16 protein-coding genes are annotated in these 17,436 nt (G+C 70.8%); 12 read left to right on the top strand and 4 right to left on the bottom strand.

All coding sequences use genetic code 11. The annotated features are described in order from the left end of the window. Positions 1-54: 54 nt before the first annotated feature. From ACIPWY_RS28005 to ACIPWY_RS27970, 8 genes are all read left to right on the top strand, one after another. Positions 55-837, top strand: a complete 783-nt coding sequence (locus tag ACIPWY_RS28005; protein ID WP_362904481.1) for a glycoside hydrolase domain-containing protein — start codon at positions 55-57, stop codon at positions 835-837. Between the two features lie 317 nt (positions 838-1,154). Continuing rightward, positions 1,155-2,414, top strand: a complete 1,260-nt coding sequence (locus tag ACIPWY_RS28000) for an amidohydrolase (protein WP_362904414.1) — start codon at positions 1,155-1,157, stop codon at positions 2,412-2,414. 209 nt (positions 2,415-2,623) lie between these two features. Beyond that, the gene (locus tag ACIPWY_RS27995) at positions 2,624-3,682 is read left to right on the top strand and encodes a BMP family ABC transporter substrate-binding protein (RefSeq protein ID WP_362904416.1); all 1,059 of its coding nucleotides are present in this window, start codon (positions 2,624-2,626) and stop codon (positions 3,680-3,682) included. A gap of 191 nt (positions 3,683-3,873) precedes the next feature. Next, on the top strand, positions 3,874-5,442 hold the full coding sequence (locus ACIPWY_RS27990) for an ABC transporter ATP-binding protein (RefSeq protein WP_393703585.1): 1,569 nt from the start codon (positions 3,874-3,876) through the stop codon (positions 5,440-5,442). Then, positions 5,439-6,584, top strand: coding sequence for an ABC transporter permease (locus tag ACIPWY_RS27985; RefSeq protein ID WP_362904418.1), 1,146 nt, complete (start codon positions 5,439-5,441; stop codon positions 6,582-6,584). The genes ACIPWY_RS27990 and ACIPWY_RS27985 overlap by 4 nt, the downstream gene beginning before the upstream one ends. Further along, on the top strand, positions 6,581-7,870 hold the full coding sequence (locus ACIPWY_RS27980; protein WP_362904420.1) for an ABC transporter permease: 1,290 nt from the start codon (positions 6,581-6,583) through the stop codon (positions 7,868-7,870). The genes ACIPWY_RS27985 and ACIPWY_RS27980 overlap by 4 nt, the downstream gene beginning before the upstream one ends. Further along, positions 7,867-8,256 (top strand): cytidine deaminase, encoded by a 390-nt coding sequence (locus ACIPWY_RS27975; protein ID WP_362904422.1) that lies wholly within the window; start codon positions 7,867-7,869, stop codon positions 8,254-8,256. The genes ACIPWY_RS27980 and ACIPWY_RS27975 overlap by 4 nt, the downstream gene beginning before the upstream one ends. A gap of 91 nt (positions 8,257-8,347) precedes the next feature. Next, positions 8,348-9,625, top strand: a complete 1,278-nt coding sequence (locus ACIPWY_RS27970) for a thymidine phosphorylase (RefSeq protein ID WP_393703536.1) — start codon at positions 8,348-8,350, stop codon at positions 9,623-9,625. Positions 9,626-9,683: 58 nt separating this feature from the next. Here the strand turns inward: ACIPWY_RS27970 and ACIPWY_RS27965 are convergent, their stop codons facing one another. After that, positions 9,684-10,607, bottom strand: coding sequence for an AEC family transporter (locus tag ACIPWY_RS27965; protein ID WP_362904426.1), 924 nt, complete (start codon positions 10,605-10,607; stop codon positions 9,684-9,686). Between the two features lie 426 nt (positions 10,608-11,033). Here ACIPWY_RS27965 and ACIPWY_RS27960 point away from each other — a divergent pair, with 426 nt between their 5' ends. Next, the gene (locus ACIPWY_RS27960) at positions 11,034-11,405 is read left to right on the top strand and encodes an STAS domain-containing protein (protein WP_362904428.1); all 372 of its coding nucleotides are present in this window, start codon (positions 11,034-11,036) and stop codon (positions 11,403-11,405) included. Here the strand turns inward: ACIPWY_RS27960 and ACIPWY_RS27955 are convergent. Both ACIPWY_RS27955 and ACIPWY_RS27950 read right to left on the bottom strand, forming a co-directional pair. Further along, positions 11,307-12,299, bottom strand: a complete 993-nt coding sequence (locus tag ACIPWY_RS27955; protein ID WP_383894246.1) for a sigma-70 family RNA polymerase sigma factor — start codon at positions 12,297-12,299, stop codon at positions 11,307-11,309. The two genes, ACIPWY_RS27960 and ACIPWY_RS27955, sit on opposite strands and share 99 nt — an antisense overlap. A 149-nt stretch (positions 12,300-12,448) precedes the next feature. Then, positions 12,449-13,738, bottom strand: coding sequence for an MFS transporter (locus tag ACIPWY_RS27950; RefSeq protein ID WP_362904431.1), 1,290 nt, complete (start codon positions 13,736-13,738; stop codon positions 12,449-12,451). 62 nt (positions 13,739-13,800) lie between these two features. On the opposite strand from ACIPWY_RS27950, the gene ACIPWY_RS27945 reads away from it, so the two are divergent. Further along, positions 13,801-14,772 carry a LysR family transcriptional regulator gene (locus tag ACIPWY_RS27945; RefSeq protein WP_362904433.1) on the top strand — a complete coding sequence of 324 codons (972 nt, stop codon included), beginning with the start codon at positions 13,801-13,803 and terminating at the stop codon, positions 14,770-14,772. On the opposite strand, the gene ACIPWY_RS27940 is transcribed toward ACIPWY_RS27945, so the two are convergent. Then, entirely contained in the window at positions 14,773-15,531 is a 759-nt protein-coding gene (locus ACIPWY_RS27940; protein WP_362904435.1) for a prolyl oligopeptidase family serine peptidase, read from the bottom strand. A gap of 113 nt (positions 15,532-15,644) precedes the next feature. Between ACIPWY_RS27940 and ACIPWY_RS27935 the strand changes: the two genes are divergently transcribed. Further along, positions 15,645-16,802, top strand: coding sequence for an adenosine deaminase (locus tag ACIPWY_RS27935; protein WP_383894254.1), 1,158 nt, complete (start codon positions 15,645-15,647; stop codon positions 16,800-16,802). A gap of 142 nt (positions 16,803-16,944) precedes the next feature. Next, positions 16,945-17,286: an ATP-binding protein gene (locus ACIPWY_RS27930; RefSeq protein ID WP_362904439.1), complete on the top strand. Its 342-nt coding sequence runs from the start codon at positions 16,945-16,947 to the stop codon at positions 17,284-17,286. Positions 17,287-17,436: the final 150 nt, after the last annotated feature.

The following is a 17,436-nucleotide window of genomic DNA, read 5'->3' as shown; positions in this document are numbered from 1 at the left end:
GAACCCGTGACGCACCCCCGACACCGCCTGTCCAAGAGACGCCGCTACGTCGCCATGTCCGCCGCAGGCGTGGCACTGGCCGCCACCGGAGCGATCGTCGCCCAGTCCGCGACAGCCACCACGCTCCCCGCGGCCAAGACGTACACAGGCCGCGCCTTCGACACCTGCACGGCCCCCTCCCTCTCTGCCATGAAGGCCTGGAAGACCGGCTTCTACGGCGCCGCCGCGGTCTACGTCGGCGGCAAGAACCGCGGCTGCGCCCAGCCCAACCTCACCGCGTCCTGGGTGAAGTCGGTCAGCACCGCCGGCTGGAAACTGATCCCGCTCTACGTCGGCGCCCAGCCGCCCTGCCAGTCCGGCGCGAACCCCGAGAAGATGACCGCGTCCACCGCCGCCTCGCTCGGCGCGAAGGACGGCGCCGACGCCGTCACCAAGGCCGCCGCCCTCGGCATGAAGGCCGGCTCCCCGCTCTACCTGGACATGGAGTCGTACGACACCGCGAACACGTCCTGCAACAACGCGGTCCTCACCTACGTCCGCGCCTGGGACAAAGCCGTGCACGCCAAGAGCTACCGGACCGGCTTCTACGGCTTCCGCAGCTCCAGCGCGAAGGCCGTAGCCACGGCCACGAACCGTACGGACATGCCGGACGTCCTCTGGTACGCGCTCTGGGACAAGGTCAACACGACCACCACGGACTGGCCCTTCGCCTCCACCCTGTACACCGGTCACCGCCGCGCCCACCAGTACATGGTGAACAGCAAGGAGTCGCGCGGCGGCTACACGATCACGGTGGACCGCGACGCCTGGGACGCCCCGGTGGCGATCGTCGGCTGACTTACCGCCGACTGACGGCCGAGTAACCGCTCGGTCGCCGGAGTTCGGCAGATCTGGGCAACCGGCCGATGCCCGCAGCCCAGGTCACAGCTGGTGGCATGGAGAGCCGGGCCGCCCAGATCTGCCGAACTCCGCCGATATCTGCCGGGCCCCCGCCAGACCAAACGGATCTCAGAGCGAAAGAGCCTGCATACCCACCCAGAGTGGAGCGCATGCGCGCTCCGGCCGGATTTCTTACCCCAATCCGGTTGAACTTTTGTTGATCGTGAGGCGGCTGCCCCCTGCCCCGGCCTACCCTTCAAAGGGTGAACCAATTGATGTCCCGAGAGTCCGAGGCCGGCAAGGCCGGGGAAGCGGTCCCCGCCGGAGCGCTGCCCGGCACGCTGTCCGAAGCGCTCCGTGCCGAACTGGTTGCCTTCCGGCGTGACTTGCACATGCACCCCGAGCTCGGCAACCAGGAGTTCCGCACGACCGCGGCGATCAGGGCCCGCCTGGAGAAGGCCGGGCTCACGCCACGCATTCTGGACATCGGCACGGGCCTCGTCTGCGACATCGGCACCGAGGAGGGGGAGTGGCGGGGCGGGCCCCCGATGCTCGCCCTGCGCGCGGACATCGACGCGCTTCCCATCCCGGACACCAAGGCGAGCTGTGCCTACCGATCCACCGTGCCCGGCCGCGCCCACGCCTGCGGTCACGACGTGCACACGACGGTCGTGCTCGGCGCGGGCCTGGTCCTCGCCGAGCTGCACCGGCAGGGCCGGCTCCCGCACCCCGTACGCCTGATCTTCCAGCCCGCCGAGGAGGTGCTGCCCGGCGGCGCCCCCGACGCCATCGAGTCGGGCGTGCTCGAAGGCGTCGGGTCGATCATCGGCGTGCACTGCGACCCGAAGGTCGACGCGGGCCGGATCGGACTGCGGCACGGCGCGATCACCTCGGCCTGCGACCGGCTCGAGGTCGCGCTCGACGGGCCCGGCGGGCACACCGCGCGCCCCCACCTCACCACCGACCTCGTGACCGCCGCCGCGAAGGTGGCCACCGAGGTCCCCGCGCTCGTCGCCCGCCGCATCGACGCCCGTTCGGGCCTCGCCGTGACCTGGGGACGTATCGAATCCGGCCACGCGTGCAACGTCATCCCGCAGCACGCCGAGCTGTCCGGCACCGTCCGCTGCCTCGACCTCGAAGCCTGGCGGCAGGCGCCCGACCTGGTGCACGGCGCGATCCAGGAGATCGCCGACCTCTACCGCGCCAAGTCGGAGATCAACTACATCCGCGGGGTGCCGCCCGTCGTCAACGACCCGGAGGTCACCGACCTCCTGACGGCCGCGATGACGCTGCGCCGCGGCCCGCACTCCGTCGAGGACACCCAGCAGAGCCTGGGCGGCGAGGACTTCTCCTGGTATCTGGAGCACGTCCCCGGCGCCATGGCCCGCCTCGGGGTGCGCACCCCCGGCGAGCGCGGCGGACGCGACCTGCACCAGGGCGACTTCGACGCGGACGAGTCGGCGATCACGGTGGGGGTGGAGCTGTTCACGGCGGCGGCGCTGATGGACGGGGCCGCACGGGCGCAGGGGGCGTGAATCGGTGCGGGGCAAGGGTCGGTGTGGGCGGCACGTAACCCACCCGACCCACCCCCGTAACGCCCCGTAGACCGGGCTGCCGGGCGTCGTTCGCGTCAATCCGATAACGGCTGCGGAACAGCCCTTTATCTGACATCTACGCGCGTTACGATCCGTCCGAAAACCAGCGCCGGGAGCCCGGCGCTCAGGTCAGGTCGAAGGAGCCTCCCTTGCGCCGGGTAGCCAAAATCTCTGCCGCGTGTATAGCCACCGCGGCACTCGCTCTCACCGCCACCGCATGCGGCGGCACTTCCTCGGACAACGAGTCCTCGGGCTCGTCGGACTCCGGCAAGAAGGGCGGCGTCAAGATCGGCCTCGCCTTCGACGTCGGCGGCCGTGGCGACCACTCCTTCAACGACTCCGCCGCGCGCGGTGCCGACAAGGCCAAGAAGGAGTTCGGCGGTGACCTCAAGGAGCTGACCGCCAAGACCTCCGACACCGAGGCCGACCGCGAGCAGCGCCTGTCCGACCTGGCCGACGCCGGCTACAACCCCATCATCGGGGTCGGCTACGCGTACGCCACCTCGATGACCAAGGTCTCCGCGAAGTACCCGAAGACCACCTTCGGCATCGTCGACTCCGTGGTGAACGCCAAGAACACCGACTCCATCGTCTTCACCGAGGAGCAGGGCTCCTACCTGGCCGGCGTCGCCGCCGCGCTGAAGACGAAGAAGGACCACGTCGGCTTCATCGGCGGTGTCGACGTCCCGCTGATCAAGAAGTTCGAGGCGGGCTACGTCCAGGGCGTCAAGGCCACCAACCCGAAGATCAAGGTCGATGTCCAGTACCTGAGCCACGGTTCGGACACCTCCGGCTTCGCCTCCCCGGACAAGGGCAAGGAAGCCGCCCAGGGCATGCTCGACAAGGGCGCCGACGTCGTCTACTCGGCCGCAGGTTCCTCCGGCAACGGTGCCATCGAGGCCGTCTCCGGCACGAAGGGCGCCTGGGCGATCGGCGTCGACTCGGACCAGTACAACATCCCGGGTCTCGCCAAGTACAAGTCCTCGATCCTGACTTCGGTCGTCAAGAACGTCGACATCGGCGTCTTCGACCTGATCCAGTCGGTCAAGGACGGTTCGCCGAAGACCGGCACCAACACCTACGCCCTGAAGGACGGCGGCGTCTCGCTCGCCACCTCCGGCGGCTACATCGACGACATCCAGGCCAAGCTGGACGCCGCCAAGGAGCAGATCGCGAGCGGCAAGGTCAAGGTCAAGACCACCCCGTGACCTGAGGCCCGCAGGGCCCGGCTCGGCGGGGGGAGTGGCGAAAGCTCCCTTCGCCGGGCCATAACAATGTGTCAACTCTACGCGTGTAGCTAAGAGTTGGCGTATTACCGTCGCCGACGCGCCCCCGCGCGGCTCCGCGCGACCGTTCCCCCCTTCCGTACGTACGTCCTGTCCCCCGAGGAGAGTGCGCCATCAACGCGTCCAGCCCTCCCGCCGTCGAACTGCGCGGCATCACCAAGCGCTTTCCCGGCGTCGTCGCCAACCGCGACATCGACATCACCGTACGGCGGGGCACCGTCCACGCCCTGTGCGGTGAGAACGGCGCCGGCAAGTCGACCCTGATGAAGATCCTCTACGGCATGCAGAAGCCGGACGAGGGCACCATCGCGGTCGACGGCACCCAGGTCACCTTCGCCACGCCCGCCGACGCCATCGCGCGCGGCATCGGCATGGTCCACCAGCACTTCATGCTGGCCGACAACCTCACCGTCCTGGAGAACGTCGTCCTGGGCGCCGAGAAGCTGCACGGCATCGGCGGCAAGGCGCGTACGAAGATCCGCGAGATATCCGAGGCGTACGGCCTCGGGGTGCGCCCCGACGTCCTCGTCGAGGAGCTCGGGGTCGCCGACCGGCAGCGCGTCGAGATCCTCAAGGTCCTCTACCGGGGCGCCCGGACGCTGATCCTCGACGAGCCCACCGCGGTCCTCGTGCCGCAGGAGGTCGACGCGCTCTTCGACAACCTGCGCGAGCTCAAGTCCGAGGGCCTCACGGTCATCTTCATCTCCCACAAGCTGGGCGAGGTCCTCTCCGTCGCGGACGAGATCACGGTCATCCGGCGCGGGACGACGGTCGGCACGGCCGACCCGAAGAACACGAGCACCAAGCAGCTCGCCGAGCTCATGGTCGGCAGCGAGCTGCCCTCGCCGGAGACCGAGGAGTCGACGGTCACCGACACCCCGATGCTCCACCTGGGCGGGGTGCGCCTCACGCAGACCGACCTGGACGGCGTCGAGCGCGTCATCCTCGACGACGTCAGCTTCACCATCCACCGCGGTGAAGTCCTCGGCATCGCGGGCGTGGAGGGCAACGGCCAGTCCGAGCTCGTCGAGGCCATCATGGGCATGCGGACCGCGGACCGCGGCACCGTCGCCCTGGACGGCGCCGACGTCACCCGGACCCCCACCCGCAAGCGCCGCGAAGCCGGCGTCGGTTACATCCCCGAGGACCGGCACCGTCACGGCCTGCTCCTCGAAGCGCCGCTGTGGGAGAACCGGGTCCTCGGCCACGTCACCGAGCGCCCCAACTCCAAGGGCGGGCTGCTCGACCTCAAGGCCGCCCGCGCCGACACCGAGCGCATCGTGCGCGACTACGACGTCCGCACCCCCGGCATCGAGGTCACCGCGGCCTCCCTGTCCGGCGGCAACCAGCAGAAGCTGATCGTCGGCCGCGAGATGAGCCACGCGCCCAAGCTGCTGATCGCCGCCCATCCGACCCGCGGTGTGGACGTCGGCGCGCAGGCCCAGATCTGGGACCAGATCCGCCGCGCCCGCCGCGAGGGTCTCGCCGTGCTGCTCATCTCGGCCGACCTGGACGAGCTGATCGGCCTGTCCGACACCCTGCGGGTGATGTACCGCGGCCGCCTGGTCGCCGACGCCGACCCCGCCACGATCACCCCGGAGGAGCTGGGCTCCGCCATGACAGGTGCGGCCTCCGGCCACCTCCAGCACACGGAAGACGCCGAAGGCGGGGACGCCCGATGAAGACACTGATATCCCGGGGCAGGTCCCGGATCGACAAGGAGCGGCTCATCCTCGCGGTCGCCGCCCCGCTCCTGGCGATCATCGCCGCCCTAGTCGTCACCGCCGTGATCATCGCGGCGACCGGCAAGGACCCCTTCGCCGCGTTCAGCGACATGGTGACCTACGGCTCCGCGAGCGACAGCCAGGTCTACATCCTCAACAAGGCGACGACGTACTACCTCGCTGGTGTCGCGGTGGCCATCGGCTTCCGCATGAACCTGTTCAACATCGGCGTCGACGGGCAGTACCGGATGGCCGCGTTCGTCGCCGCCGTGCTCGGCGGGGCGCTCACGCTGCCCGGCTGGCTCTCCATCCCGCTGATCCTGCTCGCCGCCATGGCGACCGGTGCCCTGTGGGCCGCCATCGCGGGCATCCTCAAGGTGACCCGCGGTGTCAGCGAGGTCATCTCGACGATCATGCTCAACTCGATCGCGACCGCGATCATCGCCTACCTCCTCCAGCCCGAGCAGCTCGGCCAGCTCGACGAGGCGGGCACCCTGGTCTCCACCAAGCCGCTGCCCGAGTCCTCGCACTTCTTCATGATCGACGCGGGACCGGCCGGCCAGGTCTGGGGCTTCATCGTGATCGCCGTGCTCGTCGGCATCGCGTACTGGTTCGTCCTCGGCCGCACCCGCTTCGGCTTCGACCTGCGCACGGTCGGCCAGTCCGAGTCGGCGGCCGCCGCGAGCGGCGTCAGCGTCAAGAAGATGGTCGCCACCAGCATGGTCATCTCGGGTGCCGTGGCCGGTCTGGTCGGCATGCCGACGCTGCTCAACGACAGCCACCAGTACGACAACAGCTTCCCGGTGGGCCTCGGCTTCACGGGCATCGCGATCGCGCTGCTCGGCCGCAACCACCCGGTCGGCATCGCGCTCGGCGCCCTGCTGTGGGGCTTCTTGGAGCGCACCACCAACCACCTGGAGTTCCAGGGCTACGACAAGGAGATCCTCGGCGTGATCCAGGGCGTCATCGTCCTGTGCGTCGTCATCGCCTACGAAGTCGTACGCCGCTACGGGCTCAAGCGCCAGCAGCAGCGGGTCGGCGCCGAGCTCGCCGCGCAGGCCGCCGCCGTCCGCACCGACAAGCAGGAGGTGGCCGGATGAGCGCCACGAAGACCGACACCCCGCCTCCCGCGGCCCCTGCGGCGAGCGGCGCCAGGAAGGCCCGCGGCCGGCTCTCCACGGGCCAGACCCTGATGATCGTCGTCGGTGCGCTGTTCCTGGTCTCCGCCGTCCGCGTCATCACGGGCGCCGACCAGCTCACCTCCGGCGGCCAGATCAGCGCCGCGCTCGGACTCGCCGTGCCCATCGGCCTCGCGGCCCTCGCGGGCCTGTGGTCGGAGCGGGCCGGCGTGGTCAACATCGGCCTCGAAGGCATGATGATCCTCGGCACGTTCGGCGCCGGCTGGCTCGGCTGGCAGACCAGCCCGTGGCTCGGCCTCGTCTGCGGCATCGGCTTCGGTGTGCTGGGCGGCCTGATCCACGCCGTCGCCACCATCACGTTCGGCGTCGACCACATCGTCTCCGGTGTCGCCGTCAACCTCCTCGCCCTGGGCGCCACCCAGTACCTCGCCAAGCTGTTCTTCGCCGAGGGCGACCCCGCGGCCAAGGGCGGCAACCCCAAGCAGTCGCCGCCCGCCGAGTCGCTCGGCGACGTCACGATCCCGGGCCTGTCCAGCGGACTGCACTCCATCGAGCAGCACCACTGGTTCCTGGTCTCCGACCTCGCCGGCATCCTCGGCGGCCTGGTCACCGACGTCTCCGTGATCACGATCCTCGCCGTGCTGCTGTTCGTGGGCAGCTGGTGGGTGCTGTGGCGCACCTCGTTCGGCCTGCGCCTGCGCTCCTGCGGCGAGAACCCGGTCGCGGCGGAGTCTCTCGGCGTCAACGTGTACGCGCACAAGTACGCGGCCGTCGCCATCTCCGGCGGGCTCGCGGGTCTCGGCGGCGCGTTCCTCGCGCTCGTCACCTCGCACAGCTACCTGGAGGGCCAGACCGGCGGGCGCGGTTACATCGGCCTCGCCGCCATGATCTTCGGCAACTGGCGGCCGGGCGGACTCGCCATGGGCGCGGGCCTGTTCGGCTTCTCCGACGCGCTCCAGCTGCGCAACGGCGGCGAGACCGTCCACGCGCTGCTGCTCCTGCTGGTCGTGCTGCTGGCCCTGCTCGCGGGCTGGAAGGCGTACCGCAAGGCCATGATCCAGGCCACGATCAGCGCGGTGATTGCCGTGGTTGTCCTGGTCTGGTACCTCCTGACGGATGAGGTGCCCGGCGACTTCGTCGGCGCCACCCCGTATGTCGTCACGCTCCTGGTGCTCTCCCTGTCCGCGCAGCGGCTGCGGATGCCGAAGGCCGACGGCATGCGCTACCGGAAGGGCCAGGGCAAGTGACGGAAGCCGGCTGGGAAGCACTCAGGGAAGCGGCCCGCGAGGCCATGTCCCGCGCGTACGTGCCGTACTCGGCCTTCCCGGTCGGCGCCGCGGCCCGCGTGGACGACGGCCGTACCGTGTCGGGCTGCAACGTCGAGAACGCGTCGTACGGGCTCGGCCTGTGCGCCGAGTGCGGGCTCGTCTCGCAGCTCCAGCTCACCGGCGGCGGCCGCCTGACGCACTTCACGTGCGTGGACGGCAAGGGCGAGATCCTCATGCCCTGCGGCCGCTGCCGCCAGCTCCTGTACGAGTTCGGGGGCCCCGAGCTGCTCCTGGAGACGACGTCGGGGATCCGCCCGCTCGGCGAGATGCTCCCCGACGCGTTCGGACCCCAGCACCTCAACTGACCTACGGCCCCGCCCAGTTGGGCGGGGCCGCTTTAAACGGGTCGCTCTATGCGCGTAGAGTCGGCCTGCTGTCACCTGCGGAAGGACAACCATGGACGTCATCTCCGTCATCCGGACCAAGCGGGACCGGGGCGAACTCAGCGACGAGCAGATCGACTGGGTCATCGACGCGTACACGCGCGGCGTCGTCGCCGACGAGCAGATGTCGGCACTCGCCATGGCGATCCTCCTCAACGGCATGAACCGTACGGAGATCGCCCGCTGGACCGCCGCGATGATCGCCTCCGGCGAGCGCATGGACTTCTCGGCCCTGTCCCGCCCGACCGCCGACAAGCACTCCACCGGCGGCGTCGGCGACAAGATCACGCTGCCGCTCGCCCCGCTGGTCGCCGCGTGCGGCGCCGCCGTCCCGCAGCTCTCCGGGCGCGGCCTCGGCCACACCGGCGGCACCCTCGACAAGCTGGAGTCCATCCCCGGCTGGCGCGCCCTGCTCTCCAACGACGAGATGCTGAACGTCCTCGACACCGTCGGCTCCGTGATCTGCGCGGCCGGCGACGGGCTCGCCCCCGCCGACAAGAAGCTCTACGCGCTGCGCGACGTCACCGGCACCGTCGAGGCGATCCCGCTCATCGCCTCCTCGATCATGTCGAAGAAGATCGCCGAGGGCACCGGCTCGCTCGTCCTCGACGTCAAGGTCGGCACCGGCGCGTTCATGAAGACGATCGAGGACGCCCGCGAACTCGCCTCCACCATGGTCGAGTTGGGCACCGACAGCGGCGTGCGCACCGTCGCCCTGCTCACCGACATGTCGACGCCCCTCGGCCTGACCGCGGGCAACGCCCTCGAAGTCCGGGAATCCGTCGAGGTGTTGGCGGGCGGCGGCCCGGCCGACGTCGTCGAGCTCACCCTCGCCCTGGCCCGCGAGATGCTCGACGCGGCGGGCATCAAGGACGCCGACCCGGCGAAGGCCCTCGCCGACGGCTCCGCGATGGACGTCTGGCGCCGCATGATCGCCGCGCAGGGCGGCGACCCGGACGCGGCGCTTCCCACGTCCCGTGAGCAGCACGTGGTGGTGGCCGGGAAGTCCGGCGTCCTGACCCGCCTCGACGCGTACGGCATCGGCGTCGCCGCCTGGCGCCTCGGCGCGGGCCGCGCCCGCAAGGAGGACCCGGTGCAGGCCGCCGCCGGCATCGAACTCCACGCCAAGCCGGGCGACCCGGTCACCGCGGGCCAGCCGCTGCTGACCCTGCACACGGACACGCCGGAGCGCTTCGAGTACGCGCTTGAGTCCGTCGAGGGTTCGTACGACATCTCGGCGCCGGGGACGGCATTCGAGGCCACGCCGGTGGTGCGGGAACGTATCGGCTGACCTGCGGTTTCCTCGTGCGGGTGAACGGGATCGGTAAACCTCGACCGGTCCCGTTCGGTCACCCCAGCAAGGCCGCCACCACCACCAGCGCCGGCACCGAAGCCAGCGTCGACAGCAGGATCGACTCCCTCGCCAGCTTCTCCGCGACGCCGTAGCGCGACGCGTACGTGAACAGGTTCTGCGCGGCCGGGAGTGCCGACGTCACCACCACGTCCAGGAGTGACGCGCCCCGCAGGCCGAAGACGCCCGCCGCGAGCACCCACGCCACCGCGGGCTGGCCCACCGACTTCAGGGCCACCGACAAGAGCACCGGGACCCGGTCCGCACCGCGCCGGGCCGGCAGCGAACTCCCGCACAGCGAGATCCCGTACGCGAGCAGCACCACCGGCACGGACATCTTCCCGATCAGATCGACCGGGTCGAAGACCGGCCCCGGCACCGTCCACCCCGTCGCCGCCACGATCACGCCCGCGAGCGCGCCGACCGCGATCGGGTTGCGCAGCGGCGTGACGAGCCGCCGCCACAGCGACTGCTTCTCCCCGGCCTCCGACAGATCGAGGACCGTCATCGCTATCGGCGTCACCACGATCTGCTGGAAGAGCAGCACGGGCGCGACCAGCGAGGCGTCGCCGAGGACGTATACGGCGATGGGGATGCCGAGGTTGCCCGAATTGACGTAGCTGGAGCACAGGGCGCCGATCGTCGTCCGGCTCACACCCCACCGGCGCGCGGCACCCACCGCGATGAACACCCCGGCGGCGGCGGCCGTGCTCAGCGCCGTCACCAGCAGCCGCGGCGACAGGATCACCGAGAGGTCGGCCTTCGCGAGCGTGGTGAACAGCAGAGCGGGCGTGGCGACATGGAAAGCGAGCTTGGTGAGGACCTCGCGGCCGTTGTCCCCGAGGTAGCCGCGCCTGCCGATCAGGAAGCCGACGGCGATGACCACCGCGATGACGGCGAACCCGTTCAGCACCCCTGCCACGATGCCCCCTGCCGGCGTCGTGCGGACGGCTGAGCAGGTACGTGATCAAGGAGCATCCCCATAGCGTCGGAGGGCACCCGACGCGGGGTCAACGTGATGCGCGCGACACCAGCGCAGCATGATGCACGGCACTAGGGTCTTTCGTTTGGATCATGCCGGGCTCGCGGGGTCTGGCACGCACATCTGCGGCGTTGTCGTCAGTCGCCGAGTCCCCCAAGCTCTCGGCTTCGCTCGAGCAGGGGGACCCCCATCGCGTCGACTCCCTCCTCCGCCTTGCAGCTGCACGCTCCCCCAAGCTCTCGACTGGGCACGAGCAGGGGGGACCCCCATGCCCCCGCTCCCTGATCCGGCCTGATCCAAACGAAAGACCCTAGGCGCGTGGCCCGACCGCCGATGAGTTCGCGGCGGCGCGCCGGTCTCTCTTGCGTGGCTGCTCTCCGACTTCCCGACCTGGCTCTCGCCGGCTCTCTGGGCCGCGGCGACGTGCCGCACCTGTGCGACCAGGTGCGCATGGCGTGCGCCCGCGCCCCCGCACGCGAGATCGTCTGCGACATCGCGGCTGTCACCACGGCCGACCTCGCCACCGTCGACGCGCTCGCCCGGATGCAGCTCGCCGCCCGAAGAGCCGGGTCAGGACTGCGGCTGCGCGATCCGTCCCCGGCCCTGTGGGCCCTGCTTCAGCTGGTCGGCCTGCCCGGGCTAGGCGGTCTTGTCGTCGAGATGGAGCGGCACACCGAACAGCGGGAAATAGCGGGCCGTGTCCAGGAAGCAGTGGAGTCCGGTGATCCGGCCCTCTGAGATCTCCAGGACCTGGACGGCCCACGCCGAGAACCCGCCGTTGTCCGGGTCGGGCTTGTAGTGGGCGAACCCGGGCGAGCCGTTGGCCTCGACGGGCACCAGGCGGCTGTCGGCACATGAGGCGCCGATCGTCGTCATGAAGCCCGTGATGTCCGGCGTGCCACGCAGCCACAGGTCGAACGGCGGCATCGTCATGACGGCGTCCTCGGCGAGCAGCGCCGTGAGGGCCTTCATGTCGTATCCCTCGAACGCGGCGACATAGCGCTCGAGGAGAGCCTGGTGCTCCTCGTCCAGCTCGCCGTCCGCGCTCTTCTTCTCGGCCGGCACCTCGGCGAGCGTGGCGCGGGCCCGCTGGAGCGCGCTGTTCACCGACGCCACCGACGTGTCGAGGAGCTCGGCGACCTCCTGCGCCTTCCAGGCCAGGACCTCGCGCAGGATGAGCACGGCCCGCTGCTTGGCCGGCAGCTGCTGGAGCGCCGCCACGAACGCGAGGCGCACCGACTCCCGCGCCACCGCCGCCTCCGCCGGGTCGTGCACGGTCGGCAGCACGCGCGCGTCCGGCATCGGCTCCAGCCACACGTTGTCCGGCCGGGGCGTGAGCGCGGCCTGCGCCAGCGGCGCCGCCGCCGTCAGGTCCATCGGACGGGCCCGCTTGTTGCCCGCGTTCAGCATGTCCAGGCAGACGTTCGTCGCGATGCGGTAGAGCCAGGACCGCAGGCTGGAGCGGCCCTCGAACTTGTCGAAGCTGCGCCAGGCGCGGACCATCGTGTCCTGCACCGCGTCCTCGGCCTCGAAGGCCGAGCCCAGCATCCGGTAGCAGTACCCGGTCAGCTCCACCCGGTACTTCTCGAGACGGACGTCCAGCTCAGTGGTTGTTTCTGCGATGTCACTCATGTCCACACCCCGCCCTGCGGCTTCTGGCAAGTCCCGAAAGTCCATGCAAGTCCCAGCACTTCGGAAGCTACCGCAGTGCACTGACAACGGCCCCCGGACCGGCGAAATATGCCGCTCCGGGGGCCGTTCTCAGGGTGATGCGAACGCGGTCAGTGCGCCGCCACGAGCGTCTGCCGCTGCTGCACCCGGGCCGCGTGCGAGCCCCACAGGGTCACCGACACGACACCGAGCACCGCCACCAGGCCGAGGGCCACGGTCCCGGCCCAGCCGCCCGCGTGGAAGGCCACCGCGCCGAGCGTGCCGCCGACGCTGGAGCCGATGTAGTACACGGACTGGTACAGCGCGGACGCCTGCGCCCGCCCGTGCGTCGCCGTGTGGCTGACCGAGGACGACGCCACCGCGTGCCCGGCGAAGAAACCGGCCGTGATCAGGACGAGGCCGAGCAGCACCAGGACGATCGAGTCGCCGAGCGAGAGCAGCAGCCCGGACGCCGTCGTGCCCACCGCCAGGTACAGGGCCCCGCGCCGCCCGAGCCGCGCGACGAGCTTTCCGGCCGCGGCCGAGGAGACCGTACCCACCAGGTACACCAGGAAGATCGAGCCGATGATGCCCTGCGGGAGCGAGAACGGCGCGGCCGTGAGCCGGTAGCCGATCACCGTGTACACGGCGCCGAAGACCGTCATGAACAGGGCGCCGATCATGTACAGACGGCACAGGAGCGGGTTCGCGAGGTGGCCGCGCACCGTGCGGGCCAGGGCCCGCGGCCGCAGCGAGCCCGGGGTGAAGTGCCGGGGCCGCGGCAGCAGCAGCCGGAACGCGACCGCGCACGCCACGGCGATCACGCCGATCGCGGCGACCGCCGCGCGCCAGCCCCACTCCTGCGCGACCCACCCGGTGATGACCCGGCCGCTCATCCCGCCGATGGAGTTGCCCGCCACGAACAGGCCGATCGCGGCGACCAGTGCCTTGGGCCGCACCTCCTCCGCGAGATACGCCATCGCGGAGGCCGGCAGACCGGCGAGCGCGGCGCCCTGGAGGGCCCGCAGCGCGATCAGCGCGCCGAGCGAGGGAGCGAAGGGCACGAGCAGGCCGACCGCGACCGCCACCGACAGGGACGCCGTCATCACGGTGCGCCGTCCGAACCGCTCGGACAGGGCGCTGAGCGGCAGTACACACAGGGCGAGCGCGCCCGTCGCGCCGGACACCGACCAGCTCGCGGCGCTCGCGCTGACGCCGAAGTCCGCGGAGACGAGGGGGAGCAGGGCCTGCGTGGAGTAGAGGAGGGCGAAGGTCGCGACCCCGGCCAGGAAGAGGGCGAAGCTCATCCGGCGGTAGCCGGGCCCGCCCGGGTTCAGACGGGTGTCGGGGGCTTCGGGGGACGACGGGGTACGGGCGGCGACCGCGTGGGTGGCGGCCGCCCCGCTACTGGCAGGAGGCATGTCTCGACGGTAGGACTCCGTGTTTCATGCGTCCAATGCATGAAAACGCCATAATCGATCCCATGGCGCATAAGCAGAGTTCAGAGGCTCGTCTGTCACCGGCCAGTGACACGGAAGACATCGTGACGACGCTCGCGCCCCGCCTGTCGTACTTCGCCGCGGTCGCCCGCACCGAGCATGTCACGCGGGCCGCCCAGGAGCTCGGGATCCCCCAGTCGACGCTGTCGCGCGCCCTGGTCCGCCTCGAACAGGACCTCGGCGTGGAGCTGTTCGCCCGCCACGGACGCACGGTCTCGCTCACCCCGGCGGGCCGTACGTTCCTCACGTCCGTCGACAAGGCGCTCGCCGAGGTCGGCCGCGCCGCCGAGTCGGTACGGGCCGACGCCGACCCCACCTCGGGCAAGGTCGCCTTCGGCTTCCTGCACACCATGGGCTCCGAGACGGTCCCCGGCCTGATCCGCGCCTTCCGCGCCGACCACCCCGGCATCCGCTTCAGCCTCGTCCAGAACTACGGCGAGGCGATGCTGGAGCGCCTGCGCGCCGGTGAGCTCGACCTCTGCCTCACCTCGCCCGTCCCCGACGAGCCCGGTCTCGTCGCGCGCCGCCTCGACGAGCAGCGCCTGCGCCTGGTCGTCCCCGACGACCACCGCCTCGCGGGCCGCAAGCGCGTGCGTCTCTCGGAAGCGTCGGACGAGCCCTTCGTGACCCTCGAACCCGGCTACGGGCTGCGCCGCATCGCCGACGGCCTGTGCGCGGAGGCGGGGTTCAGGCCGCGCGTCGCCTTCGAGGGGGAGGAGACCGAGACCCTGCGCGGCCTGGTCGCGGCGGGCCTCGGCGTGGCACTCCTGCCGCCACCGGCCGTACCGCGCCCCGGAGTTGTGGAGCTGACCGTGACCGGGCAGCGGGCGGTACGGGAGATCGGCGTGGCCTGGCTCGACGGGCATCCGGACACCCCGCCGGTCGCGGCGTTCAAGAAGTTCCTGCTCTCCCGGCGCGGCAAGCTGCTCTCCGAGTGGACCCGCGCCGAGGAGTAGTCACCGCGCGAGCGACCTGCCGAAGCCCGCGGCCAGCGGCATCCGAAGACCCAGCGGCGGCGGCGCGGCGAGCGCGTCCTGCACCGGGCGCGAGAAGGGCCGGCCGAAGAGCGAGCCGAGGACGAAGTCGCCGGCCAGGGCCTGGACTTCGGTGCGGTGCTGGTGCAGCCCGTGACCGTCGGAGTGCACCTCGAAACGGCAGATGTCGCGGTTGGACTTCTTCGCGCGGGCGGCCAGGCGGAACGACAGCTCGGGATCCGTGCGCTCGTCGTTCGTGCCGTGCACGATGAGGACGCGGCGGCCCGCGAGCTGCTTCACCGGTTCGAGGGCCGCGGCGACGTCCTCCTCGGGCAGCCAGGGGGCAAGCGCGAGCACCGAGTTGACGGCGCTGTGCCCGCCCGCGTGCAGCGCCGCGCGGGCGCCCATGTCGACCCCGACGAGGCAGACGGGGACGTCGCCGTAGCGCCGTACGACCTCGTCCGCCGCCCAGTCCGCGTCGCGCGCGAGCTGCGCCTGCGCGCCGTTCCACCCGCGGCTGCGGTAGTGCACGACATGCGCCGCAAGGCCGTCCCGCCGTCCCTCGCGCACGAGGGCCCGCCCCAGGGTCCGTACGGTCGCCGAGGCCAGCGGTGACGGTCTGCGCGCGGAGGTCTCCTCACCCGCGGGAAGCAGCAGGACCACGCCGCTCACCGTCGCGGGAACGGGCCCGACCGCCTTCCCGAGCCGGGCCTCACGGACCGTCGTCACTTCCTGTCCCATGACAGAACAGTGTCAGAAGGCCCGGTGTACGCCACCCGTCCGCAGGGTCACCGTTACGTATCGACAGGCGGACGCCAGCGAGTATCTACGCGCGTAGGCGTTAGAGTGCGGAAATGACGAGCCAGACCAGCGGAAACTCGCAGATTCCGACCCCCGAGCAGATCGTTCGCGCCCCCAAGGTGCTGCTCCACGACCATCTCGACGGTGGCCTTCGCCCCGGCACCATCGTCGAACTCGCCCTGGAGCAGGGCTACGAGAACCTCCCGGAGACCGACCCCGACAAGCTCGGCATCTGGTTCCGCGAGGCCGCCGACTCCGGCTCCCTGGAGCGCTACCTGGAGACCTTCGCCCACACCTGCGCCGTCATGCAGACCCGCGAGGCGCTGTTCCGGGTCGCCGCCGAGTGCGCCGAGGACCTCGCCGAGGACGGCGTCGTCTACGCCGAGATCCGCTACGCCCCCGAGCAGCACCTCGAACAGGGCCTCACCCTCGAAGAGGTCGTCGAGGCGGTCAACTCCGGCTTCAGGGAAGGCGAGCGGCGTGCCAAGGCCAACGGCCACCGCATCCGGGTGGGCGCCCTGCTCACCGCCATGCGGCACGCGGCCCGCGCCCTGGAGATCGCCGAACTCGCCAACAGCTACCGCGACACGGGCGTCGTCGGCTTCGACATCGCGGGCGCCGAGGCCGGCTTCCCTCCCACCCGCCACCTCGACGCCTTCGAGTACCTCAAGCGCGAGAACAACCACTTCACGATCCATGCGGGCGAGGCCTTCGGCCTGCCCTCCATCTGGCAGGCCCTGCAGTGGTGCGGCGCCGACCGCCTCGGCCACGGCGTGCGGATCATCGACGACATCAAGGTCGAGGACGACGGCACGGTCAAGCTCGGCCGCCTCGCCTCCTACGTACGCGACAAGCGCATCCCCCTGGAGATGTGCCCCAGCTCCAACCTCCAGACGGGCGCCGCGGACTCCTACGAGGCCCACCCCATCGGCCTGCTCCGCAAGCTGCACTTCCGTGCCACGGTGAACACCGACAACCGCCTCATGTCCGGCACCAGCATGAGCCGCGAATTCGAGCACCTGGTCGACGCATTCGGCTACACGCTCGACGACATGCAGTGGTTCACCGTCAATGCGATGAAATCAGCATTCATTCCTTTCGATGAACGACTGGCCATGATCAATGACGTCATCAAGCCCGGGTATGCCGAGTTGAAATCCGAATGGCTGTTCCGTCAGACCGTCTCGACCAGGGGCTCTGTCGCGCAGTAGCGTCTCTTTGTGCGAATCCGAAGCGGCCGGGAGTAATAACTCCCGGCCGCTTTTCCGTGTATTTCGCCGGTTGCGACGAGCCGTGGCGCATGTTTACGGTCGTGGACCGCTCAAGCCCCCGTTCACGAGGACTCATTTCATAATGAAGCAGTCTGCTGTCAAGACCCTCGGTGTCGCCGCCCTCGGTGCCGCCTTCGCCGCCGCGGGCGCCGGTGCCGCCTCCGCCGCCCCCGCCCTCCCGGACGCGGGCTCCGCTCTGGACACCGTGACCAGCACGCTCCCCGCCGAGCAGGTCGCCCAGGTGCTGCCCGCCGGCACCGAGTCCCTCACCGCCGGCAAGAACGCCGTCGCCGGTGGCCTGAACGCCGCCGCGCCCGCCGTCCAGAAGGCCCTCCCCACCAACGGCAGCGACCCGGTCTCCGGGCTCCTCGGCGGCCTCCCCGTCAACTCGCTGCCCGCCGGCGGCGCCCTGCCCATCGGCTGACCCACCCGGCACGGCACACACACGGACACACAGGAGGGGCGGCCCCCCCCCCCCGGGGGGGCCCCCCCCGGGGGGGCTCCCCCCCCCCGGGGGGGAAAAAACCCGCGGGGCCCCGCGGGACCCCCCCCGGGGGGCGGTTGGCCCGCCCGG

The organism is Streptomyces sp. NPDC090032 (genome assembly GCF_044748025.1).
GTDB lineage: Bacteria > Actinomycetota > Actinomycetes > Streptomycetales > Streptomycetaceae > Streptomyces.
Note: the sequence above shows the minus strand (reverse complement) of the source record. Positions and strands in the feature narration are given on the sequence as shown.